The following is a 24,400-nucleotide window of genomic DNA, read 5'->3' as shown; positions in this document are numbered from 1 at the left end:
AGGAAGTGTGTACTTTTTTAAGCCTTACCAAGATAAACCAAGAAGTCACTTGGCTGTGCAATATCTTCAAGGTAATGCTCATGGGTATTATGTTGCAATTGTAAAATAGATAAAAGACCTGAGTGATATACGGAAGACTTGTAAAATGTAAAGTATATTTTTTGAATAAAAATTTCCAAGTCATCTTTTCTAGGGTCAAACGCTATTTTGGCATATTTTCCTGCCTCAAAAATTCTGATCGGAAGGTTTCTTGTACTCTGATACTCGCATGTTTCTAAGATAATACCAAATGCATAAGGGGCAATATTGCCCTCTTCTTTGAGGCTTATTTTTGGGTCATTGACATAAATTCCACTAAGCGATATCTTACGATTAAATCCTTCAAGACACTTGTCTAAAAGATCTTCAATACATTGAGGAGCATTCTCTTTAAGTGTATTATATACATTTAACACACATAATTTTTCATGCTGAATCATTTCATATTCACTTCTTTCAAATAACATTGAGTTGTGCATATCACTAATATGCGTATCTCTAAAATCATTGGGAGAAAGTGCATAGTATTTTTCAAAGGCTCTAATATAGGACTGGTTATACCCAAAGCCACAAAGAGCGGCAATAACTGAAATTTTTTCTTCCGAATATTTCAGCAAAAAAGCACTTTTTTCCATCCGTAGTCGTCTTAAATATGAAGCAATATTTTCGCCACAATATTGTTTAAAAATGCGTTGTAAATGATACTTAGAGTAGCCGCACACATGAGCTAATTTATTGATATCAAGTCTTTCATCGTCAAGATTTTTTTCAATAAACATCAAAAGTTTTTCAATGTGAGCATTAAATACTATATCGCCAGATACCTTTTGCTCTTCATCATTGATGGGTTGCATCTCTGTCGTATCTTGCAAAGAGAGTAAAAAGCTATTGTTGTTCGTCTCTTTTGAACCAAAAGGTGCAGAGGTAAGCAATAACTGAGCTGTTGGATTTTCGGGTTTAGAAATATTAAGATATTTGGCTTGGAGACTCTCTTGTGTTTGAGCAATCAAAGCTATTATTTGTCTTTTAACACTAGGTTCTAGCGTTGTCATCATTTGCAGCGTATCATAAAAATTACGATCTTCCATAGGCTCTTTTAGTTGTAGAAATTGACTAAACGTTTGATTGCAAAAAATTACTTTCGCAGAAGAATCACAGATCATCACACCACGAAGAGTGTGATGTTGCATAAAATTATGAAAATAGTCTTTTTGCTTAATGAGTTCATGCTCAACTTTACGATTTTTAGAGAGCCAAAAAAGATTTAATAAAATATACAAAGCAATGCTTCCACCATAAATTAAAAGGTTCATCAATAACTGAATATTAAGTCTCTCGCTGTAAATAGCTTGGTTCTTTTCAAAAACTAAATTCCAGTTTGTATTAGCGATTTTCATCACTAAAAAATCATCACTTAATGTGTTTACATGTAAAAAACTTGGAGCATTTTTTTGGTGGTTGGAACTGGCTAAAACGATACCATTTTCATCAACTAAATAAAGCGCTTTATCGTATAAAATATCGTAGCTGGAAATATATTGCTGTATCACTTCAAAAGGCTGACCACCGCATACAACACCAATGCCACCAAAAATATCAATAGGGGTACACACCGAAACAGCAGGCAAGCTAAGACGCATACTTACATACGGTTTTGATACAATTGTTTTTCCCATTTTTAGGGTATCAACATACCATTCTCTTCGTCTGGGGTCATACTCTTTTGGCGTTACAAAATTATCTTCTGAAATTAAAAAAGTACCATCGTCTAAACCCATGATAATATACGGAAAATTACTTGTCTCTTGAATACGTTTCAAACTCTTCTGAAGTTCATTTTTACTGTTAATATCTGATTTTTCTAAAAAACGCTCTATTTTTTCAATGTTTGAAAAACGTTCATTTACCCAATCCGCAAGTTTCCCATCGACGCGAGCAAGAATAGTGTTTTCATAGGCTTGAATTGTCTCTTTGAGTAACTTATAATTTAGAGCGTGATTTACTAATAAAAAAATGAAAAAAAGAAGCGATAAAAATCCAATAATTTTGAGCTCTTTTTTATCGAAATTGTGTTTGCTTATCATTGTATCTCGTGCCTTTTTTATGCTACTTTATCACTTACATTATAATTCAATTCATTTAAGATTGATGCTCAAAAAATGCTTTACATGTAAAAGAGCATTTTTTGAGAAGAACAAATAGCTCTATTTTCCATATTTTTATTATAATTTGAATTTTGAAAAGAGCTGTGTATGCTCCAGACTACAAAAGAAAAAATTATCTTAAGAAGCCAATAGGAAAATTGATGATGGAACGATTATTTGTTTATGGAACCTTAGCACCAGGGAGAGTCAATGAGCATATCCTCTCTCCCATCAAAGGATCATGGGAAACCGCAACAGCAACTGGAACACTCCAACATGAAGGCTGGGGTGCAGATATGGGATACCCTGGATTTGTTTTAGACCAACAAGGAAAAGAGATTCATGGGTTTTTATTGACATCTCATGAACTATCTCATCATTGGAAGAACCTTGATGCATTTGAGGGCGAGGCATACGAGCGCATCTTAATAACTGTAAAACTTGAAAATAATGAAATCGTAGACGCTTATATCTACGCATTAAGAAAATAAGGAAAGGCGATGTCCCTAATCACTCATTTAGATCATCTTGTCTTAACCGTTGCCAACATAGAGCGTAGTTGTGCCTTTTATACTTCTGTGTTGAAGATGGAAGAGGTGACATTTAAAGGTCGAAAAGCACTAAAGTTTGGTCACAGTAAAATAAATCTACATGAAGTAGGTTACGAATTTGAACCTAAAGCTTTATATCCAATGGCTGGTTCAGCGGATCTGTGTTTTATTACACCTGTGCCTATTGAACAATGTATAGAACATTTCAAGAAATATAGAGTTTTGATTCTCGAAGGTCCTATTAAACGAACGGGAGCAAGAAGCGATCTTTTATCGGTTTATTTCCGCGATCCTGATGGAAATCTCATCGAAGTCGCTAATGAATTAGTTGCTTCTTAATCTTTACATGTAAACGGTACACTCATGCAGGTTAGTCCTGCTTCGGCTTTGACAAACTCACTTATATTCACAGAATCAACCGTGTAACCAAGTGATTTTATAAGCGTTATACTTTTGGGAAATGCTTCGTTCATACAAAGAATGTTGCCAATTTTCAAGACATTCGCACCAAAAGGCTCCTCGCTTGGAACTTCAATTTTCTCAAATCCCTCAAATGCGAAAGCATCGACCCAACTAGAATTGATAAAGACTGTTTGATCATCGAGTGCCGTTGCCCCTGTTTTAAGATGCAAACAGCCTGTAACTTTCACAGAAATCACTTCATAACCAAAAGGCGTGATGATCGATTTAAGTGCTTGGATGCCCTCTTTATTGGTACGTGCGGACTCACCTACAAAAATCTTTTTGTCTACTTTTAAAACATCGCCACCTTCAATTTTAGCTGGCAGACTAATACGCTCTATTTTACGGTACTGCGAGAAGACTTTTTCCATTGCCTCACTCTCGGCTCTACGTGACTCCACGCCCATTGATGTCAGCACCGCCACCTCATCAAAAACGATAATAGGGTCTTCCACAAAGACGCTATCGGGCAGTGCAATATTTTCATCTAATGTAATGACTTTTGCCCCACAACGCTCCAACATAGCGCGATAATTTTTATGTTGCTCATTAGCTTTTTCAATATTAATTGCTTCACTTTCTAAAAATGTAAGCTCGCAGTTTTGTAAATTTGGAGAGGGAAGATGGGTAATCGTCATAAGCATGAAAACGTCCTTTGGGTCAAATAAAGACAAAATCATAACACAACCCCAATGTGCTTTAAGTAAAATTGAAGTAGCATAACCGTACGACTCATCTTCGCTGGAGGATTACATGGGATACGAACCGCTTTCATCATCTGAATTAAAGCGCATCAACGCTTATTGGCGTGCTGCTAATTATCTTTCCGTTGGACAAATTTACCTACTTGAAAACCCACTTTTAAAAGAACCTCTGAGTTTAAAACATATAAAACCTCGACTTTTAGGGCATTGGGGCACAACGCCAGGGCTTAATTTCATTTATGCGCACATGAACCGTATCATCCAAAAAGACGACCTTAATATGCTTTTTATGGCTGGACCTGGGCACGGCGGACCTGCCGTGGTTGCTAACACCTACTTAGAGGGCACTTACAGCGAAGTCTATCCTGACATCTCGCAAGATGAAAAAGGGTTACAAAAACTCTTCAAACAGTTCTCTTTTCCTGGAGGCATTCCAAGCCATGCCGCACCTGAAACGCCTGGTTCCATCCATGAAGGAGGCGAACTGGGTTACGTGGTTTCACATGCTTATGGTGCGGTATTTGATAACCCTGAGCTCATCGCATGTTGTGTCGTGGGCGATGGGGAAGCCGAAACAGGCCCTCTTGCAACCGCATGGCACTCTAACAAATTTTTAGATCCAAAACGTGATGGTGCAGTGCTTCCCATCTTACATCTCAACGGCTACAAGATCGCCAATCCAACTGTACTTTCACGTATCTCGCACGATGAGCTTGAAAAACTCTTCATCGGTTATGGCTATGAGCCTTACTTTGTTGAGGGCGATGAGCCTATGGCTATGCATCAAAAAATGGCAGAGACCTTAGATGTCATCATCGCTAAAATTAAAACCATTTGGCATGAAGCCCGAAATAAAGGCAATACAACACGTCCTCGCTGGCCTCTGATCATCCTTCGAAGTCCTAAAGGCTGGACGGGTCCTAAAAAGGTTGATGGACTCAAAACCGAAGGCTCATGGCGTTCACACCAAGTTCCGCTTTCCGAGCTTGATAAAAAACCTGAACACATCACGATCCTTGAAAACTGGATGAAAAGTTATAAACCTGAAGAGCTTTTTGATGCAAACGGTACGCTTCTTCCAGAACTGGCAAATCTTGCACCCAAAGGGACAAAACGCATGGGAGCGAACCCTCATACTAATGGTGGGGATTTACTCAAAGACTTGCATATGCCTGATTTTAAAAACTATGCGGTAGAAGTCAAAGCACCGGGTCTTGTAATTGCAGAGTCCACACGTACTTTAGGAAATTACCTGCGTGATGTGATGGTTGCTAATATGCAAAATTTTCGCGTTTTTGGACCTGATGAAACGGCGTCCAATCGCTTAGGTGCGCTTTTTGAAATCACCAATCGTGTTTGGATGGCAGAACACTACGACTCTGATGACCACCTCGCTCAAGATGGTAGAGTCATGGAAATACTCTCCGAACATACCTGCCAAGGCTGGCTAGAGGGTTATTTGCTAACAGGACGTCATGGCTTTTTCTCATGCTACGAAGCATTTATCCACATCATCGACTCCATGTTTAACCAACACGCTAAATGGCTGAAAGTGACCAGTCGTGAAATTCCATGGCGTAAACCTATTGCATCGCTCAACTATCTTTTGACTTCACACGTTTGGCGTCAAGATCACAACGGTTTTTCACATCAAGACCCTGGGTTTATCGATGTTGTGGTGAACAAAAAAGCACACATTGTCAATGTTTACTTTCCACCCGATGCCAACACGCTTTTATGGGTGGGAGAGCATTGTCTTAAAAGTCGCGACTCCATCAATGTCATCGTTGCAGGTAAACAGCCTGAATTGCAGTGGCTTGGTATGAAAGAAGCGATAACGCATTGTGAAAAAGGCATTGGTATTTGGGAGTGGGCAAGCAATGATAATGAAGGTGAGCCTGATGTTGTGATGGCGTGTTGTGGCGATGTTCCAACGCTAGAAATGCTCGCAGCAGTGAGTATTTTACACGACTTGGCACCTGAACTCAAAATGCGCTTTATCAATGTTGTTGACCTTATGGCACTCGAACCCCAAGAAGAGCATCCTCATGGGCTCTCTCATGAAGCCTTTGATGCCCTTTTCCCTAAAGATACTCCTACCATTTTTGCCTATCATGGTTATCCGTGGTTGATTCACCGTTTGGCATATAGAAGAGCGAATCACGACCATTTACATGTAAGAGGTTACAAAGAAGAGGGAACAACCACAACACCCTTTGATATGGTGGTTTTAAATGATATGGACCGATTTCACTTGGTCATGGATGTAATGGATCGCGTCCCTAAAATGCATGCTCATGCAGAGGCTATTAAACAAAAAATGCGTGCAAAACTAACGGAGCATAAAACATACATCGAAACGTACGGGCAAGATATGCCGGAGATTTTAAACTGGAAGTGGACGAGGTCGCTTTAAAGCACCTCGCGTGCCATTTTTTGCATGACTTTTGCGCTTACATGTAAAGCTTCAAGCTCTTCAGGTAAAAGTTTGTAATTGAGGATTTTACTTGCCCCCGCTTTGGTGACGACAACAGGAACATTGAGCACAACATCGTGAAGCCCATACTCACCTTCTAAGTAAACACCCAGTGGAAGTACAGAGTGCTCGTTGTTGGCAATTGCACGAATGATGCGAAAAACACTTGCGGCTATGCTATGGTTGGTATTGCCTTTTTTGTGAAAAATCTCAAAACCAGCATTGATGACATCATGGTAAATCTGCGCCTTATCCAGCTGGGGTAAGCCGTTGAGGGAGCAAAACGTATCGACATCTAAACCACAAATGTTGCAAATACTCCAAGGAATCGTACTTCCTTTCCCATGTTCGCCCAAAACAAAACCATAGATATTTTTAGGATCAATGCCTACTTTTTTACTGACAATTTTCATAAAACGCGCCGTATCAACCAATGTCCCCGCACTGATAAGTCGCTCTTTAGGGTAAAGTCCTTCTTTAAAAGCGATATGCGTTAAAACATCGACAGGATTGGTCACCATAAGAAGAATAGCGTTTGGTGCATACTGATAAAGTTCTCGCACCATACTTTTAATCAGTAAAGCATTTTCACCTAAGAGTTCGTCTCTGGTTTGATTGCCTTTAAGCTGCGCACCTGCTGTGATGACAATAACATCACACTCCTTGCAATCAGCATAATCCCCATGATGCAAGCGTGTATTTCGCGCGTAGGTAAAAGAAGAAACATACGAAAAATCTTCGATTTCCGCCCAAGCTTTCTCTTTATTGCGGTTGACTAAGACAATTTCACTCATATTCCCCAGTGTTAAAAGGTAGTTTACCAACTCAACACCGACACCACCCGCTCCGATGACTCCTACACGCATACATTTCCTTTGCAATAATGCAAAATTATAACATCCTTTGGAACAAGGGGTGTCTTAAAAAATAATCATCTTATTTTAGGAAAAAATTAAGTCCCATATAAATCGCTGAACCAAGTAAAGCAGTAACGGGCAATGTGAAAAGCCAAGAGAGAATAATCACTTTAACAATACCTTTTTGTATACCACCATCAGGTTCTGCAACCATAGAACCCGTCACCGCACTGGATAAAATATGCGTCGTACTAACAGGGGCATGCGCCATGTTCGCTAATACAATTGTTATCATCGCGGTTGCTTGTGCGACCGTTCCTTGCATATAGTTAATCGGCTTAGCACCAATTTTTTCACCAATCGTGTGTACAATTCTTTTATAGCCTATCATCGTACCAATTCCTATCGCTAAAGCAACCGCCATAATAACCCAATATGGTGCGTATTCGATAGGAGCAACAATAGATTTTCTCTGACTGGCGATGTAGTCAGATTTATCTTTATCTAAAATTAAATAAATTTTTTCGGCTTGAGCAAAAAAGTTATCTGAACATAAAATAGATGTACGAACGCTCCATCTGTCTTTTGCTGTAAGTTCTGAATAAGAGTTTAGATCGTTCAATTTAGTGGCAACGGATGAGATTGTGGAGTGAATTTGATCAACATTGCATTCTGCAATGGTCTTGTTTGTTTTGAGTGCGCTGATAAGTCTCTTTTCATTGACAAGTTGTACGATTGTTTCACTGTTGTCTTCATAAAACTTTGCTAAATTGTTTGCGGCATCTCTTGTTTGTGCTATTTTATAGTGATGTGAGTCCATATTGAGTGCATAATAATTAGGTAAAATACCAATAAGAATGATCATAATAAGACCGATACCTTTTTGACCATCATTTGATCCATGTGCAAAACTTACACCTGCACCGGTTGCAACAATTCCCATACGTGCTAAGAAACTAGGGTGTTTTCTTTTTTCTTCATCATTGGGTGATTTAAATAATTTTGGATTATCAATATATTTTCTGCTTAATTTCATAAGAATGAATGCAAAACCAAAACCAATAACAGGAGATAAAGCCAGTCCTGTTAAAACGGTATAAACGACTTTCCAATTGACACTATGCGAAAGATCAAAACCATTTAAAATACCAAAAGTAGCACTAACGCCAATGATAGATCCAATAAGAGAATGTGAACTCGAAACGGGTAGTGCAAAATACCATGTACCAAAATTCCAAATAACGGCAGAAATGAGAAGTGAGTAGACCATTGCTAATGCAGCATTTTGATTTGTTTCAACCATTATATCAAGAGGGAGTAAGTGAACAATAGCGTAGGCAACACCGATACCACCCATTAAAACACCTAAAAAATTCATAATACCCGACATAATGACAGAATACTTTGCCTTCATCGAATGCGTATAAATGATCATAGCAACTGCATTCGCAGTATCGTGAAAACCATTAATCATTTCATAAAACAGAGCAATAGCTAACGATAAAAGCAATAAACCAATTGTCAGAGCACCAACATCATTTAAGGCATCCCAAAGTACAAACATATATTATCATCCTAATTTTAGTAACTCTAACTTTATCTAATAAATCTAGTTATTTTGCTTTAATTCAAGATATTTTTGAGCGTTTTGAACAGTCTAGCTTTTAAATGTTAGGCGAAAATACTCGTTAAACACTCTCAAAAATAGATTTATCTCTATAATTTTTCCCAAGTTTGTTACTTCTCTATCTATAAAAAAATAATTTATCTATCACGCATAACCTCTTTCAACTTTCCTTCTGATATCTCTTTTTTTTTCATCTCATGGCTAATTGAGATATCTATAAATGCTTTTTTATAATATGAAATAATTCTAAAAATTATAAGCTTATTGTGGGGAAATATTTTATATAAATATTAGGTTTTGAAGTACACAAGTAGGTGCTTGTATTTGAAAGCATATCTAAATCATTAAAGTCTAAATGCGTGTCCGAAAATTCAATCAGTTTCATAGTTGCGCTTTATTGATTTTTTTAAAATACCTTCTTTAACTTGAAAGTATTTTATTGCTATATTCTCAAGTATGATAGCTTAAGCGCGTCACAGTTTGTGTCATAAAATAATATTTATATGCAAAATAAAAAGCTTACATGTAAACGTATAGAGCCTTTTAAGTCTGAAACGAAGGGGGTTATTTACTCGACAATTTCATATTTTATAGGAAATTTTCCTCTAACGCCTACACCAAATTCAATTGCATTGATCAATCCGCGTCTTTCCAGTGCTTTAACGGTTTGACTGTCAATCTCCCATTCGAGTTTAACCGTTCCATCAGGCGTTGACTTGGTTTTAACGTTTGGATAAGACCATCGCCCCATACTACCAATTTTTTTAGCAGTAGGATCATACCAAGGATATTTTTTAAATTCAATGATTTGATACTCTTTGAGGGTATTGAATTTTTCTTGCATTAATGCGGAAAGTGCACTGACCATTGTAGTGTTTGTCCTTTTGCGTTTGTATTATCATATTTAGCAAATACGACACATGTTTGCGACGATCATAATAGAAAATGTATTAAAAAGCAACATAGAACATTTCTGATGCTTGCATGACACACACTTGGAAATATTTTGAAAATAAATTTGATTGAAATATCGAATTTTAGGGGATTAAAAAAGAGTGGCTCCGAATGCAGGATTCGAACCTGCGACCAAGTGATTAACAGTCACCTACTCTACCGCTGAGCTAATTCGGAACACTTTGAATGAGGTCGAAATTATAGTTAAAAAATACTTTATTGTCAAGACATATTTGAACAAATTGATTAAAAAGTTTTTTGTCACACAAATCTTAAAAAAAACATAATTTATAGATTGATATACCAATTTATTCAATTAAAAGTAAGAAGAAAGGTTGTAGGATTAAATATCAAAATTAAAAGGAGTCTATATGCAAAAGAAACTTGTTACGTTAGCTCTTGCTGGAGCACTGAGTGTTCCAATGTTTGCAGCAGAATTTATCACGATTGGTACGGGTGGTGTTACAGGAACGTACTATCCAACCGGTGGTGCTATCTGTCAAATGGTAAACAAAAACAAAAAAGAGACCAACATGAGATGCTCCGTAGAGTCTACAGGTGGTTCGGTTTATAATGTCAACACCATCAAAGCAGGCGAGCTTGATTTTGGTATTTCACAAAGTGACACCGCTTACCAAGCGTTCAAGGGCGAAGGTAAATTTACCGGTGCTGCTGCTGTTCCAGAACTTCGTAGTGCGATTGCTATTTACCCAGAACTTCTTGCCCTTGTTGTGAGCCAAAAATCAGGCATCAAAACCATGGCTGATCTTAAAGGGAAAAAGCTCAACTTAGACTCACCAGGTTCGGGAACCAACATGACGGTTGATGTTGTTTTTGAAGCACTTGGCATTAAACGCTCAGACTTATCTTTGGCTAATGAGCTTAAATCTACAGAAGGTCCAACGATGCTTCAAGACAACCATATCGATGGTTACTTCTTCGTAGCAGGTCATCCAACAGCTAACATCAAAGACGCATCAAACTCTGTAGACATCAACATTGTTCCTATCGAAGGTCCAGCGATTGATGCATTGGTTAAAAAATATCCTTACTATGCAAAAGGTACAATTTCTGGTTCATACTACAAAGGCGTACCCAATGATATTCCAAGCATTGGTGTCAAAGCGGTTCTTATCACTAGCAGCAAGGTGAAAGATGAAGTGGTTTACCAAGTTGTTAAAACCATTCTTGACAACTTTGACAAATTTAAAGAACTTCACCCTTCTTACAAAACCATTACCAAAGAGAGCCTACTTGAAGGCTTAAGCGTACCACAACATCCAGGTGCAATTAAGGCATTTAAAGAAGCTGGACTTCTTAAATAACTCTACAAACTATTTTTACATGTAAGGCTTTTTGAAAAAAAAAGCCTTATAGATTCACATAAAGGGTTAACGCGTGAAAACACTTGAAGAACGACTGGATGATGCGAAACTCATCAGCGAATTTGAAGGGCATAGAGATTTTGAAAGCAATACATGGCAATACTGGTTTGTCGCTGCCGTTGCCTTTTGTTGGTCTTTATACCAACTTTACATTGTCATCGATCCAGGGAACAGTGCTCATGTTAGAGCTATTCACTTGGCATTTGGTATTGCACTTGCATTTGCAATGCATGCTATCAGTAAAAGTCCAAAACTAAAGTCAACGATTACATGGTATGACTTTGCCATTATGCTCGTAGGCGTTGCTGCAATTTTATACCAATGGTATGCCTACAAAGATCTTGCAATGCGTTCAGGGGCATGGACACAGACTGACATTATCGTCGGTATTGCAACCATTTTGGTTGTGCTTGAAGCATCACGAAGGGTTATGGGTTTGCCTTTAATGCTTGCGGCGGTTGTCTTTTTACTGTATGACTATTTTGGTCCTTATCTTCCCGATATGATTGCTCACAAAGGTGCAAGTATCAATAAAATTATGGGACAGATGGTACTCACAACAGAAGGTATCTTTGGTGTACCTCTCGGCGTTAGTGCAAGTTTCGTCTTTTTATTTGTTCTTTTTGGCTCACTCCTTGATCGTGCAGGAGCGGGTGAATACTTCATCAAAGTCTCTTACACCATTTTAGGAAGATACGATGGCGGCCCTGCTAAAGCAGCTGTTGCCGCTTCGGGAATGTTTGGTATGATCTCAGGCTCGTCTATCGCCAACACGGTCACCGTTGGTACATTTACCATTCCACTCATGAAACGTCTTGGTTTTAGTGCACACAAAGCTGCAGCCGTTGAAACAGCCGCTTCGGTTAATGGTCAGTTGATGCCTCCGATTATGGGAGCTGCTGCGTTTATTATGGCGGAATTTCTAGGGCTTGATTATACCGACATCGTTTTTGCAGCTTTTATTCCTGCGTTTACATGTTATGCCGCACTTTTTTACATCGTTCACATCGAAGCAAAAAAGCATGGGCTTAAAGGCGAAGACCCAAGTGTTCTAGGACGCACATGGCCTATTTTTATCAGGGGTATTCATTATCTTATTCCGATCTTTTTCTTGATTTACACGCTTATTGTGCTTAAACAATCCGCGCAAAGTGCTGCTTTTAGCGCCATTATGTTTTTAATGATCATCATGGTTGTCCAAAAACCTTTTAAAGCATTTCTCAATAAAGAAAAAATAACGCTTCCACTTATCTTCGAAGGATTTGCCGACATCGGAAACGGTATGGTGATGGGTGGTAAAAACATGGTTTCTATTGCCGCAGCTACAGCAGTTGCTGGTATCATCGTGGGTTCTGTAACCCTTACGGGTATTGGTCTAGTCCTTGCAGAAGTCATCGATAATCTTTCAGGTGGCTACATTTTAGGCGTACTATTCTTAACCATGTTTGTCTCTTTAGTGCTTGGTATGGGGCTTCCAACGACTGCAAACTACATTGTAATGGCATCTTTAACAGCACCAATCATTATGGAATTAGCAGCCAATAACGGCTATCTCATCCCCGTGATTGCCGCACACATGTTTGTCTTTTATTTTGGTATTTTGGCTGATGATACGCCACCTGTGGGTATGGCGGCTTATGCCGCAGCAGCTATTGCCAAAAGTGATCCTATTGTAACAGGATGGCAATCCTTCATTTACGATATGCGTACAGCACTTTTACCGTATATGTTCTTTTTCAATAATGAACTTCTACTGATCGGTGGTGTCGATCCAAGCGATCCAAATAACGCATCTAAATGGCTATGGATTACCAATCCGTTTGAAATAGCGCTTATTTTTGGTGGAGCAGTGCTTGGTATGTTTGCCTTTACCTCGGCAACACAAAGTTTTGTTCTTACAAAGATCAACACCATTGAGCGTATCGGCTTGATTGTTGTTATTCCATTTTTAATGCTACCTAAACTGATGGCAACAAAGCTTGGATTACCAAGTCACTATATCGCTTATGTGATTGGTCTTGGAATTTATGGATTCATCTATTTCGGACAAAGAATTAAATACAAAAAACAGCAGTTGGCACTTGCATAATTCATAGTGGGCGGTTTCGCCCACTACACTACTTTATAAAAATCTACCCCTGCAATATTCTTTACATGTAAACGCTTTTCCACTATTAAATGCTGAAGAGACTCAAGGCTTTGTTCATCAAAACAGAGTGCTATATCTTCAAAACTTTGGGGCCTGCGTTTTAGAAGTTCAAGTATTTCTTCTTCACTAAATGTACGCTTTTGCGGAATATAGTTTTTCTTGTAGGCGATATTTACATGTAAACCAACAAGTAGATGTGTAAGCTCAACCAACCTCTCGATACTCACGCCTTTCACCTCGTAAGCTGGTGGACGATCAATCGTTCCTACATCGATGCGATCGGGCTTGATTTCATGCAGAACTGCGTTCAGTGCTTTGAACTCCTCTTCGGTGTCATTCAAACCTTCAACTACCAAAATTTCAATGACCAATTCGCCTTTATAAAGAGTTCTAAAACGTTTCATACCTTCAATAATCTCTGCAATCTCAATGCCTTTATGCGCGCGATCAAGCTTTTTAAAGCATTTTGAACTCACACAATCTAAAGAAAGTTTAACGATGTCTAATTTTGAAAGAATTTCTTGAATGGATGGATCTTTAATGGTTGCGCCATTGGAAAGAATAAGAAGTTTATGCTCTTTTTTGATTTTTAGTATGCCTTCCACCAACATACCAAGTTCTGGATAAAGTGTCGGCTCACCATTCGCAGTCAAGGTAATCACATCAATATTTTGATGCTTTACCAATGCCTCCGTAAGCGCATCTAACACTTCTTGTACACGAGGTGCATCGCTCACTTTATCGACTGTTTTTGCCCCTTTGAGTTCGCAGTAAAGGCAGTCAAAATTGCACTGTTTGGATGAGGGGCTAAGGTCTATGCCGAGGGATTGCCCAAAACGTCTGGAAGTAATGGGTCCAAAGATAATTTGACTGATGGGAAATCCTTTACATGTAAAGAGTGTGCTAGGAGTTTCCTAGCACAGAATGATTAGATTTTGGTGCGAGTTTGGACTTGTTTAATGAAGTATTTTGCATGCTCAACAGGAATGTCAGGCAAGATGCCATGACCTAAGTTAAAGACATGTCTCTCATTTTTCATAACATTGACGATATGCTCAATTCCTTCATCAATCGCCTCTTTGCTGTAAAGACGCGTTGGTTCCATATTGCCTTGAAGGACATATTTGCCTCCTAATTTCGCTTTTGCTAGCTCAATCGGTGTTGACCAATCCACTCCAAAGACATCAAATTCACCATCGATTTTATCCAAGTATCCGCTAATGCCTTTAGGAAATAAAATGACAGGAACATGCGGATATTTTGATTTCAAATACGCACTTATCTCTTTCATATACGACCAGCTAAATTCAAAATAGGCACTCTCTTCGAGTGCTGCTGCCCATGAATCAAAGATCATCACAACATTCGCACCACTTTGAATCTGACGCTCCATATAACCTTTAAGCACTTCGGTTACTTTTTTGAGGAGTGCATGCATAAACTGCGGATTAGAATAGATCATTTTCTTAACAAGCGCATACGTCTTAGTCCCTTGACCTTCAATCATATAGGTTGCAAGTGTCCAAGGAGCACCGCAAAAGCCAATCAGTGCTTTATCTGCAGCAAGTTTTCCGCGAATAAGTTTTATGGTTTCATAAACATATTCCAAGCCATCTATCGCTTTTTCAACGCTGAGCTTATCAAGATCGGCTTGATTCGTAATCGGGTGTGAAAAAACAGGCCCTTCGCCTTTTAAAAACTGAAGCTCCATGCCCATTTCTAAAGGAACCACCAAAATATCGCTAAATAAAATAGCAGCATCAACACCTAAAATATCGACAGGTTGAAGGGTTACTTCGCATGCTTTCTCAGGGTCTTTGCATAAACGTAAAAAGTCTCCTGCTTGAGCTCTAACTTCCATATACTCAGGCAAATAACGTCCCGCTTGACGCATCATCCAAACAGGTGTATACGGTGTTTTTTTACCAAAGCATGCATCTACAAAAATCATCAGTGTTTTCCACCCTTATGTAAAAAATAGAGACCTAACGATAAAGCTAAAATCGAAAAAGAGAGGTATAACATCTCTAATGCACCCTTATATTCAGCGTGAAGTACTCTTTGAAAAAAGCTTACAACAAGAACCATCACAATGACTTTTCCAATTTTATCTTTAAGCTCATCGAGAGAACTAACGTATAAAATTTTATCACCACCTGTCCCTTTAGCTACATCTATTTCTGAGACAAAAAGCTCATAAATACCAAAGCCAAAAATGAGTAAAACAACGGCAATTAAGTAAAGATCAATTGCACCAATAATATCAGCGACAATATCTTCATGAAAATTTTCAGGATGAATACCTGAAAAGAAATATTTGTATGTCGTTATCAATACCGTGTATAAATCAGCACTTGCAATAAAGAAAAGTGCAAATGCTGCTAAAATACTAAAAATAACGGCCGTAAGAGTAATAAATCTACTAGACCATAATGTTGATTCAAAAAACTTTTCCAGCATTAAGCCTCTTCCTGCTTAATCCATTTTTGTGCAATTCTAACAGCATTAGTCGCAGCACCTACACGAATCTGATCCGCAACACACCATAAATGAAGAACGTTATCGCGGTTAATGTCTTTACGAATTCTTCCCACATATGTCTCATTGGTATCAGTCGAGATAATCGGCATTGGGTACTCTTTTTTAGCTGGATTATCAAGAACCACAACATTTTCTGCATTTTTAAGTGCTTCAACTGCTTTTTCTAAATTGACATCTTTTTCAAAATGGATGGTAATCGCTTCAGAGTGACTTCTCATAACAGGAACCCTAACGCATGTTGCGCTGATCTCCATTTTTTTACCCAAGATTTTTTGAGTCTCATTGACCATTTTCATCTCTTCTTTAGTATAGTCATTCTCCATAAATACATCAATATGAGGAATAACATTGAGTGCGATTTGATGTGCAAATGTTTTTGGCTCGCATTGGTCCAATTTAAACGCAAAAAAGTCTTGCATTTGGTTCACTAACTCTTCCATACCACTTTTGCCAGCACCACTGACCGCTTGATACGTTGCTACATCAACACGAGTAATGTTAAAGAGATCATCCAATGGTTTTAGCACTTGCACCATTTGAATAGTTGAACAGTTTGGATTAGCAATAATACCTCTGTTTTGCCATTGGTCAATGTCGCCTGGATTACACTCAGGTACGACCAATGGAACATCTGGATCCATTCTAAAATGGCTGGTATTGTCAATAACGACTGCACCCGCTTCTGCTGCGAAGGGAGCATAATGAGCTGAGATGTCACCACCTGCGCTAAAAAATGCAATCTCTACATCATTTTCTTCAAAAGCTTTTTCAGTCAACTCAATTACTTTATACGTTTTACCTTTGAATTCAACTTCAAGACCTGCACTTTTACTGCTTGCAAGGGGAACAAGATTATTGACAGGAAAGTCAACCTCTTCTAAAACTCTACACAGCTCTTCGCCAACCGCACCAGTAGCTCCAACGATTGCTACATTGTACTTTTTCATTTCTCTTACCTTATTTTTTTATATGAGACTTTTTTAATAACCCAATAGAGTTGGTATTAAGTTATCAAAAAAGTCTATTTTTTCTTTTTATGAACTAAACCAATTACGGCTTTCTAAGAAGAGATCTTCTTTACTGATCGCTTCGGTATCACTCAAGATCACTGCACGTTCTACGACAGAGATCAACTCTCTAATATTGCCTGGCCATCGATAGGTCATTAAAGATTCGATTGCCTCTTCCGAAAAATAACGCTTTTGCAAACCGTATTTCTTCGTCACACGTTCTAAAATAACCTCGCAAATAGGCAAAATTTCCTCTTTACGTTGACGAAGTGGCGCAATTTCAATAGGAATCGTGTTAAGCCTATAGTAGAGATCTTCTCTAAATTGCCCTTCTTTAATGCTTCTTTTAATATCGGCATTGGTTGCAGAAACAATACGTACATCAATCGGTAACTCTTTTGTACCACCCACACGTACCATTACACGCTCTTGGATCACCCTTAAAAGCTTTGCTTGAAGTGTCATGGGCATCTCACCAATTTCATCTAAGAAAAGAGTTCCTCCATTGGCAACTTCAAAATAACCCTTTTTCTCCGCAATAGCATCGGTAAATGCGCCTTTTTCATAACCGAAAAGCTCACTTTCCAAAAGGTTTTCAGGAATTGCTGCCATATTGATGGCTACAAACGCATTTTTAGCCCTTGGGGAGTTTTTATGCACATAATTAGCAAAAAGCTCTTTACCCACACCGCTTTCGCCTAAAAGGAGAACACTTACATCTGTTTTTGCAGCTTTCCTCGCAATGGTAAGTGCTTTTTCAAGTTCGGGTGAAGTGGCTATGAAATCGCCATTTTCCTCTTTACTACTATCGATCTTTTCAAAACTCTCTTTAACTTTAGTACGAATTTTATCGTGTCGCTTGATCGCTTCAACGAGTGTTTCAATCTCAAAAGGCTTGGTTAAAAAATCTTTGACACCTAAACGTACAGACTCTATAGCACGACTGAGTGTTGCGTTGCCGGTAATAACGATGATGTCATAAGCCCCATCAAGTTTTTTAATAAACTCAATGCCGTCCATTCCTGGCATATTGATGTCGGTAACGATCAAATCAACACTTGAATCAATCTTTTTGAGTGCATCCAGTGCGCTTTTATAGGTAGAAATTTTAAATTCTTCATACTCCCCAAGTGCTATCTCAAGGGATTTTCTCATATTTATATCATCTTCTACAATTGCGACATGCATTTTTAATTGATCCTGCCAAAAAGAGTTTTACCTAATGGCATTTATGGTAGCAAATTCATCTTTAAAGTCTACTGTAAAGCGCACTGGCTCAATTACCAACTCTATTCTATCATTGCTGTGTTTTAGGTATTGGTCATCCCATGAACGAACACGTGTTGAGAGTGGGTAAAAACAAGGAAGGATCGTATCAAAATTCTTTCGTAAAAAAGCTTCTTTAGAAAGGTTCGAACTGTTCTGTAGAGGTAATTCACATAAAACTTGCTTCTTGCCTTCGTAAGGAATCATGGCAAGAGCAATATTTTTTTCTTCATGAATAACAACACTATTTGCAGTGACGATTTTGTATGAAAACCAAAAAAGATCACTGCAAAAAAGTGTTTGCGATACTCCGAAAATTAATAAGAGAAGAGTTCGTGCCACCTACGTGCGCTCATCGTAATTTCCATTCTAATACTATAGAGGCCATCTTTAAAGGTTGCATCTGTGATAGCTGCATCTTTAATCAAAGCATTGACTTGTGCGGTGATACGAGAATCTCTTATCATAGCGTCTTTAACTGTCTCGCTTGAGTTAATTTTCACACCATAGAGTTTCTCACCGAGTTGTCGATACCCATCCGTAATTGCAGCCCGTTTTGCAAGCACAATTGCTTGTGCAGGAGAGACTGTATGCACAGGTGCAATACCTTCACCATAAACGACAAATGATTTTTCATTGCTAAAATCATACGCTGCCGCTTTTGGATCTTTTGGTGCTTCGTCCTTTTTTGTCGAACAACCCGAAACAATAAGCAACAAGCCTAAACTTGCCAAAAGTGTCATAAACCATCTATTCATAGGTACACCTTTAAATATTTTTTTATCTTTAAGCAACTACTATTCCAACTACTCAATGCTAGGCGCATCATCAGGGATAATCAAACTACCTTCGCCTGAAATCTCTTCATCTTCAAAGCCTTCGCCATCAAGCTCATCGATCTCTTCTTTAGGGCATCGTGCAATACTTGCAACCACATCGCTTCCCTCGACCGAGACGACTTTAACACCACTTGTATTACGTCCAGCTTTACGGATTGTCTCCATATCCACACGGATCATTTTGCCATTACTGGTAAGTGCCATAAGGTCTTTGTCTTCATCTACAATGACAACACTTACTAGATCGGCAGTTTTAGCTGTCAACTTCATAGCGATAACACCTTTACCACCACGACCTTGCAATCTGTACTCTTCTGCTGTAGTTCGTTTACCGATACCTTTTTCCGTTACTGTCAACAACTCTTCTTGATCGTTATAAATAACGGCAGCACCAACAACACGGTCATTCGGTTCTTTAAAGCGAATACCTGTCACACCACGTGCTGTTCTTCCGATTTCTCTTGCATCACCTACTTCAAAACGAATACACATACCTTTTTTAGTCACAATGAAAAGATTTTTTGTATCGTGTGTGACAACTTTAGCCGTTACTAATTCATCGTCATCATCTAGGGTAATTGCTCTAACGCCGACTGATCTAATGTTTTTAAATTCACTAAGATTTGTACGTTTAATAACACCATTTTTAGTGAAGAATGCTAATGATTTTGTCTCATCAAAATCGGTTGTTGGAATAATTGCCATAATTTTTTCGTCCGCTTGGAGTTGGACTAAGTTAACAACGGCTTTTCCCTTAGCAGTTCTACTACCTTCTGGTATTTTGTACACTTTGAGCCAGTAGAGTTGTCCACGATCCGTTACAAACATCAAGGTATCGTGCGTATCAGAGACAAAGAAACTCTCAATAAAGTCATCGTCGTATGTGGTTACGGCAATTTTACCTTTACCACCACGTTTTTGTTTCTCATACTGTTTAAGTGGTACACGTTTGATGTAACCACGATGTGTAATAGTAACAACCATTGACTCATTGGCAATCAAATCTTCCACATCAATATCATCATAATCATCAACGATTTCAGTAATACGTTTTGATTTGAATTTATCTTTAATCTCGATCAACTCTTCTTTAATAAGAGCATTTAAAAGCGCTTCACTGCGTAGAATATCGCTGAGGCGTTGAATCTCTTGAAGAAGCTCTGCAAGTTCATTTTCAATTTTATCTCTCTCAAGTCCTGTAAGACGTTGAAGTCTCATGTCAAGAATAGCACCTGCTTGAACTTCACTCAGGTTAAATCGCTCAATCAAGCCATCTTTCGCACTTTTAGTATCAGCACTGCCTTTAATAAGCGCGATAATCTCATCGATATTATCAAGAGCAATTTTCAAGCCCTCTAAAATATGCGCTTTCGCTTTCGCTTTTTCAAGTTCAAAAATCGTACGACGAATAATAACGGTTTTACGATGACGCAAGAAAAGTTTTAAAAGTTCAATGAGTGTAAAGATTTTTGGCTCTTTATTGTAAATAGCCAACAAGATAACACCAAACGTCACTTCAAGATTGGTTGATTTATAAAGATTGTTAAGAACAATGTCACTCATCGCTTCACGTTTAAGCTCTATGACCAAACGGATACCATCTCTATCACTCTCATCTCTAATCTCGCTGATGCCTTCGATCATTTTCTCTTTAACAAGGGCAACGATTTGTTCAATTAAACGTACTTTATTGACTTGGTAAGGAAGTTCATCGATAACAATGATGTCTTTATTACCTTTTTTCTCTATATGCACTTTCGCACGTACTCTCACACGACCACGTCCTGTACGATACGCCTCTAAAATACCTTTTTTACCAAAGATAATTCCACTGGTTGGAAAATCTGGCCCTTTGATAAATTCCATCACCTCATCCAGTGTTGCTTCTGGATTTTCAATCAAAAGAAGCAATGCATCTAAAAGCTCATCTAAACAGTGTGGAGGAACATTGGTTGCCATACCAACCGCGATACCACTTGATCCGTTAAGGAGCAAGTTTGGAACACGACTTGGCAATACATCTGGCTCAATCATACTGTCATCGTAGTTTGGAACAAAATCAACAGTGTCTTTATCAAGATCACGAAGAAGCTCTTCCGCCAATGGAGTCATACGCGCTTCCGTATAACGCATCGCAGCTGCACTATCACCGTCGATAGAACCGAAGTTTCCCTGTCCATCAACAATCGGAATACGCATTGAGAAAGGCTGAGCCATACGAACAAGCGCGTCATAAACCGCGGTATCACCATGTGGGTGGTACTTACCGATAACATCACCGACGATACGTGCTGATTTCTTATACGGACTGCGTGAAGAGATCGCAAGATCGTTCATCGCGTATAAAATTCTTCTGTGTACGGGTTTAAGTCCATCTCGTGCATCGGGAAGCGCACGACCGATGATAACGCTCATCGAATAATCAAGATAACTGGTCTTTATCGACTCTTCAATACTGATCGTTTTGATGTCTTGGTTCGAATCAAAAATATTATCCATTCATTAACCTTGCAATGTAAAATTGTTTCATTGTACTTTACTTTTCCTTTGGTTTCAATAGGGGTCAGGGCTAAACTTTTAACTTTTTAGAATTTTACTCACACCTGCAACGCTTAGAGAAACTTCTCTGGCAACGTCACTTTTACTATACCCATCTTCATAGGCTTTTTTTATCGCTTCATTTCTTTGCTCTTTATTCTTTACATGTAAAAAATAAGTAGCTAATGTTTCTTTGTGCAGAGGCACGGTTTGCCCCTCTTCTTGCTTATACTTTGTTTTATGAAATGCGTCTATGTTTAAACGCTCAGAGCTACTTAGAGGAATGCTTAAAAACTCGAACAACTCTTTGGTATTGTACTCTCTCAAAACAAATGAATTTTGCAAAAAAGGTGGCACGGCATCTTTAAGCATGCTATACGTTGCGCAGTACATGTACTCGCCGATGGCATTCGTCATTTTAGCTTTTACTGGATTGGATTCGATGTATTTAAAAAGTGTGAAGAGGTGTTTTTCATCTAAAACATACCATGACTTGAAACGATCTTGCCACAGATGCCCCACGCGGTCATGACGTTTATTGAAGTAACTTGCATATTGGGCGCCCAGTTGACGCATGCCAGAGGCGAGATTTTCACGCGAATTTTGAACTAAGATGTGGTAATGGTTATCCATCAAACAAAACGCATGAATGTTAAATTTATGCTCTCTAGCAATGCTTGCCATCAGTTCTATAAACTTCGCCTTATCCTTCTCATCGACAAAGACATTGCCTTTGGCAACACCTCTGTTGTAGACATGATGATATCCTAAGCTTTCAATACGCAATCTTCGTGGCATAAATACCCTCGTTTTTAGCTAAAATTATAACACAGAATGTTAAAAAGTTAAAAGTTTAGCCCTGACCCCTTTTAAAGGATTTTTTGTGTTCGCTCACCTTAATGAAACCGTTCTTAAAGTCGTGATAATTGTAGCAATCATTGTGATGTTTGTTGTTCTTTATACCACAGGTATAGTTTTTGTGCTTCATTATGACACGACATACAATCTCTTATTACACAAAATAGCAGCCCTTGTTATTATTGGGCTTTTAGGCGTACATGCTTGGCTACGAAGATGTTCGATTCGAAAACTCTTTCAAGAATGTATCGCTATTCTTTTAAAAAAACATATCCGCCATGAAGACAACATAGACTTTCTGATTCGCAACACCAAAAATCAATCCTTTAAAGAACTCTGCTTATGGTTTAATTGTGACGCCTCTTTTCTTCAACAAAAGCTTTTGGAAAACCATGTAAATGTTAAAAATGGTGAAGATACGTTAAAAACAATTGCCAAATACAATGATAAAGACATGTACCAAGTGCTTTTACTTATGATTAAATTACATGTAGAAAAAAGCAACCCATCTCCTGTATATTCGGATTCATGTTCGAGCGCATAAACTTTCTTGAATTTTCCCATGCTTATTTTATGAACAATTTTTTACATGTAAAGACGATTGAGTCCAACAAATTTTCGTTATACTTCACGTTTTACATAACCAAGGACACGTAATGGCACAGCAACATACGGCAAATAAACACAAAAGAATTCTCAGCACGCAAGACTACAAAACACTTTCCCTTTCTGCTTTTGGTGGAGCCTTAGAATTTTATGACTTCATTATTTTTGTATTTTTTTCCAAAGTGATTGGTATTTTATTTTTTCCTGCTGATATGCCCATGTGGCTCAGTCAACTTCAAACATTTGGTATCTTTGCCGCAGGTTATCTCGCGCGACCCTTTGGTGGCATTGTAATGGCGCATTTTGGCGATCTGTTTGGCAGGAAACGTATGTTTACTCTGAGCATTCTTCTTATGGCAGTGCCCACACTTCTCATTGGTTGTTTGCCAACCTATGCATCCGTGGGCTATTTTGCGCCTATTTTGCTTCTCATCCTTCGTGTCTGTCAAGGACTCGCAGTCGGTGGGGAAATTCCTGGGGCTTGGACATTTGTAGCCGAACACGTTCCCAAAGATAAAGTAGGCCTCGCCTGCGGAACACTCACATCAGGGCTTACCCTTGGAATCCTTCTTGGTTCTTTAGTCTCGATCATCATGCAAAGTAATTTTAATGCAGCGGAGATGAACAGTTGGGCATGGAGAATTCCGTTTATCGTAGGTGGTATTTTTGGATTTATAGCGATGTATCTCAGGCGTTGGCTCAAAGAGACACCTATTTTTCTTGAAATGCAAAAAAGAGAAAAAGAGGATATAACAAAAAAATTACCCGTTTGGAATGTTTTATCAAACCATTTACCCCAAACGATTATCGCTATACTGCTCACATGGGTTTTATCCGCAGGTATTATGGTTATTATCGTCACATCGCATGTCTATTTGCAAGGTCAATTTGGCTTTTCAGAAATAGACGTTTCCATATCAAGGCTTCTAGCAACAGCTGGTTTAGCACTCGGATGTGTCTTTTACGGCTACCTTGCCGATAAATTTTCCATTGGTAAAATTATATCGATAGGGTGTATTTTCGTGGTCATCGCGACTATCGCTTTTCTCTTATCGCTCTCAGCAGGCACGACAATGCTCTATATCACCTACCCTATTGTTGGCTTTAGCGTTGGTATCGTTGGAGCATTTCCTTACTATATGGTACGAGCCTTTCCCGCAAAAGTAAGATTCAGTGGTGTTGCTTTTTCCTTTAATATTTCCTACGCTATCACAGGTGCATTAACCGCTTTTCTTATCCCAATTCTTGCCAATTTTTTCAGTAAATATGCAGCAGGTTTTTATGTAATGGGGGTCTTTTTATTTGGTGCAATTCTAGGCTGGTATATTATTCGGAAAGAAAAAGAGTTGGCGGAAGATATCTAAAAATTTACATGTAAATCGCAAAAGAGAGCG

The 24,400-nt window shown here is 38.5% G+C and carries 21 protein-coding genes and 1 tRNA gene; 7 read left to right on the top strand and 15 right to left on the bottom strand.

Annotation, left to right across the window (positions count from 1 at the left end; translation table 11 throughout):
* Window positions 1-17: 17 nt before the first annotated feature.
* Entirely contained in the window at window positions 18-2,123 is a 2,106-nt protein-coding gene (locus SAR02S_RS13145) for a helix-turn-helix domain-containing protein (RefSeq protein WP_052433498.1), read from the bottom strand.
* Window positions 2,124-2,344: 221 nt separating this feature from the next.
* Here SAR02S_RS13145 and SAR02S_RS01845 point away from each other — a divergent pair, with 221 nt between their 5' ends.
* Window positions 2,345-2,674: a gamma-glutamylcyclotransferase family protein gene (locus SAR02S_RS01845; protein ID WP_198133059.1), complete on the top strand. Its 330-nt coding sequence runs from the start codon at window positions 2,345-2,347 to the stop codon at window positions 2,672-2,674.
* 9 nt (window positions 2,675-2,683) lie between these two features.
* Window positions 2,684-3,073 carry a VOC family protein gene (locus SAR02S_RS01840; RefSeq protein ID WP_041956386.1) on the top strand — a complete coding sequence of 130 codons (390 nt, stop codon included), beginning with the start codon at window positions 2,684-2,686 and terminating at the stop codon, window positions 3,071-3,073.
* Here SAR02S_RS01840 and SAR02S_RS01835 read toward each other — a convergent pair.
* The gene (locus tag SAR02S_RS01835; protein WP_041956384.1) at window positions 3,070-3,840 is read right to left on the bottom strand and encodes a dimethylarginine dimethylaminohydrolase family protein; all 771 of its coding nucleotides are present in this window, start codon (window positions 3,838-3,840) and stop codon (window positions 3,070-3,072) included. The two genes, SAR02S_RS01840 and SAR02S_RS01835, sit on opposite strands and share 4 nt — an antisense overlap.
* Before the next feature lie 109 nt (window positions 3,841-3,949).
* Here SAR02S_RS01835 and SAR02S_RS01830 point away from each other — a divergent pair, with 109 nt between their 5' ends.
* Window positions 3,950-6,316: a phosphoketolase family protein gene (locus SAR02S_RS01830; protein ID WP_041956382.1), complete on the top strand. Its 2,367-nt coding sequence runs from the start codon at window positions 3,950-3,952 to the stop codon at window positions 6,314-6,316.
* On the opposite strand, the gene SAR02S_RS01825 is transcribed toward SAR02S_RS01830, so the two are convergent.
* The 4 genes from SAR02S_RS01825 to SAR02S_RS01810 form a co-directional block, all read right to left on the bottom strand.
* Window positions 6,313-7,242 (bottom strand): lactate/malate family dehydrogenase, encoded by a 930-nt coding sequence (locus SAR02S_RS01825; RefSeq protein ID WP_041956380.1) that lies wholly within the window; start codon window positions 7,240-7,242, stop codon window positions 6,313-6,315. The two genes, SAR02S_RS01830 and SAR02S_RS01825, sit on opposite strands and share 4 nt — an antisense overlap.
* A 70-nt stretch (window positions 7,243-7,312) precedes the next feature.
* Window positions 7,313-8,797: an inorganic phosphate transporter gene (locus SAR02S_RS01820; RefSeq protein ID WP_041956377.1), complete on the bottom strand. Its 1,485-nt coding sequence runs from the start codon at window positions 8,795-8,797 to the stop codon at window positions 7,313-7,315.
* 631 nt (window positions 8,798-9,428) lie between these two features.
* Window positions 9,429-9,728 (bottom strand): hypothetical protein, encoded by a 300-nt coding sequence (locus SAR02S_RS01815; protein ID WP_041956375.1) that lies wholly within the window; start codon window positions 9,726-9,728, stop codon window positions 9,429-9,431.
* Window positions 9,729-9,916: 188 nt separating this feature from the next.
* Window positions 9,917-9,991, bottom strand: a tRNA-Asn gene (locus SAR02S_RS01810).
* Window positions 9,992-10,185: 194 nt separating this feature from the next.
* Here SAR02S_RS01810 and SAR02S_RS01805 point away from each other — a divergent pair.
* The gene (locus SAR02S_RS01805) at window positions 10,186-11,139 is read left to right on the top strand and encodes a TAXI family TRAP transporter solute-binding subunit (RefSeq protein ID WP_041956374.1); all 954 of its coding nucleotides are present in this window, start codon (window positions 10,186-10,188) and stop codon (window positions 11,137-11,139) included.
* Between the two features lie 73 nt (window positions 11,140-11,212).
* Window positions 11,213-13,288, top strand: coding sequence for a TRAP transporter permease (locus SAR02S_RS01800; RefSeq protein WP_084218426.1), 2,076 nt, complete (start codon window positions 11,213-11,215; stop codon window positions 13,286-13,288).
* A 23-nt stretch (window positions 13,289-13,311) separates the two neighbouring features.
* On the opposite strand, the gene SAR02S_RS01795 is transcribed toward SAR02S_RS01800, so the two are convergent.
* The 9 genes from SAR02S_RS01795 to SAR02S_RS01755 all read right to left on the bottom strand — a co-directional run bounded on the left by SAR02S_RS01795 (window position 13,312) and on the right by SAR02S_RS01755 (window position 22,340).
* On the bottom strand, window positions 13,312-14,223 hold the full coding sequence (locus SAR02S_RS01795; RefSeq protein ID WP_041956372.1) for a radical SAM protein: 912 nt from the start codon (window positions 14,221-14,223) through the stop codon (window positions 13,312-13,314).
* Between the two features lie 53 nt (window positions 14,224-14,276).
* A complete protein-coding gene (gene hemE, locus SAR02S_RS01790; protein ID WP_041956370.1) occupies window positions 14,277-15,299 on the bottom strand; it encodes a uroporphyrinogen decarboxylase in 1,023 nt (340 codons plus the stop codon).
* Window positions 15,299-15,808: a YqhA family protein gene (locus tag SAR02S_RS01785; RefSeq protein ID WP_041956368.1), complete on the bottom strand. Its 510-nt coding sequence runs from the start codon at window positions 15,806-15,808 to the stop codon at window positions 15,299-15,301. Before SAR02S_RS01785 ends, hemE begins: the two co-directional genes overlap by 1 nt.
* A complete protein-coding gene (locus SAR02S_RS01780) occupies window positions 15,808-16,836 on the bottom strand; it encodes an aspartate-semialdehyde dehydrogenase (protein ID WP_041956366.1) in 1,029 nt (342 codons plus the stop codon). Before SAR02S_RS01780 ends, SAR02S_RS01785 begins: the two co-directional genes overlap by 1 nt.
* A gap of 87 nt (window positions 16,837-16,923) precedes the next feature.
* Window positions 16,924-18,087, bottom strand: coding sequence for a sigma-54-dependent transcriptional regulator (locus SAR02S_RS01775; protein WP_041956364.1), 1,164 nt, complete (start codon window positions 18,085-18,087; stop codon window positions 16,924-16,926).
* Between the two features lie 27 nt (window positions 18,088-18,114).
* Window positions 18,115-18,507 carry a hypothetical protein gene (locus SAR02S_RS01770; protein WP_041956361.1) on the bottom strand — a complete coding sequence of 131 codons (393 nt, stop codon included), beginning with the start codon at window positions 18,505-18,507 and terminating at the stop codon, window positions 18,115-18,117.
* A complete protein-coding gene (locus SAR02S_RS01765; RefSeq protein ID WP_041956359.1) occupies window positions 18,483-18,923 on the bottom strand; it encodes an LPP20 family lipoprotein in 441 nt (146 codons plus the stop codon). The genes SAR02S_RS01770 and SAR02S_RS01765 overlap by 25 nt, the downstream gene beginning before the upstream one ends.
* A 48-nt stretch (window positions 18,924-18,971) precedes the next feature.
* The gene (gyrA, locus tag SAR02S_RS01760) at window positions 18,972-21,503 is read right to left on the bottom strand and encodes a DNA gyrase subunit A (protein WP_041956357.1); all 2,532 of its coding nucleotides are present in this window, start codon (window positions 21,501-21,503) and stop codon (window positions 18,972-18,974) included.
* A 78-nt stretch (window positions 21,504-21,581) separates the two neighbouring features.
* Window positions 21,582-22,340: a transposase gene (locus tag SAR02S_RS01755; protein WP_041956355.1), complete on the bottom strand. Its 759-nt coding sequence runs from the start codon at window positions 22,338-22,340 to the stop codon at window positions 21,582-21,584.
* Between the two features lie 85 nt (window positions 22,341-22,425).
* Between SAR02S_RS01755 and SAR02S_RS01750 the strand changes: the two genes are divergently transcribed.
* Both SAR02S_RS01750 and SAR02S_RS01745 read left to right on the top strand, forming a co-directional pair.
* Window positions 22,426-22,944 carry a hypothetical protein gene (locus tag SAR02S_RS01750; protein ID WP_041956354.1) on the top strand — a complete coding sequence of 173 codons (519 nt, stop codon included), beginning with the start codon at window positions 22,426-22,428 and terminating at the stop codon, window positions 22,942-22,944.
* 112 nt (window positions 22,945-23,056) lie between these two features.
* Window positions 23,057-24,370 (top strand): MFS transporter, encoded by a 1,314-nt coding sequence (locus SAR02S_RS01745; protein WP_041956352.1) that lies wholly within the window; start codon window positions 23,057-23,059, stop codon window positions 24,368-24,370.
* The last annotated feature ends 30 nt before the right edge of the window (window positions 24,371-24,400 follow it).

Source organism: Sulfurospirillum arsenophilum NBRC 109478 (assembly GCF_000813345.1).
In the GTDB taxonomy this organism is placed as follows: domain Bacteria; phylum Campylobacterota; class Campylobacteria; order Campylobacterales; family Sulfurospirillaceae; genus Sulfurospirillum; species Sulfurospirillum arsenophilum.
The sequence above is the reverse complement of the archived record's forward strand: the minus strand, read 5'-3'. Positions and strand labels throughout refer to the sequence as shown.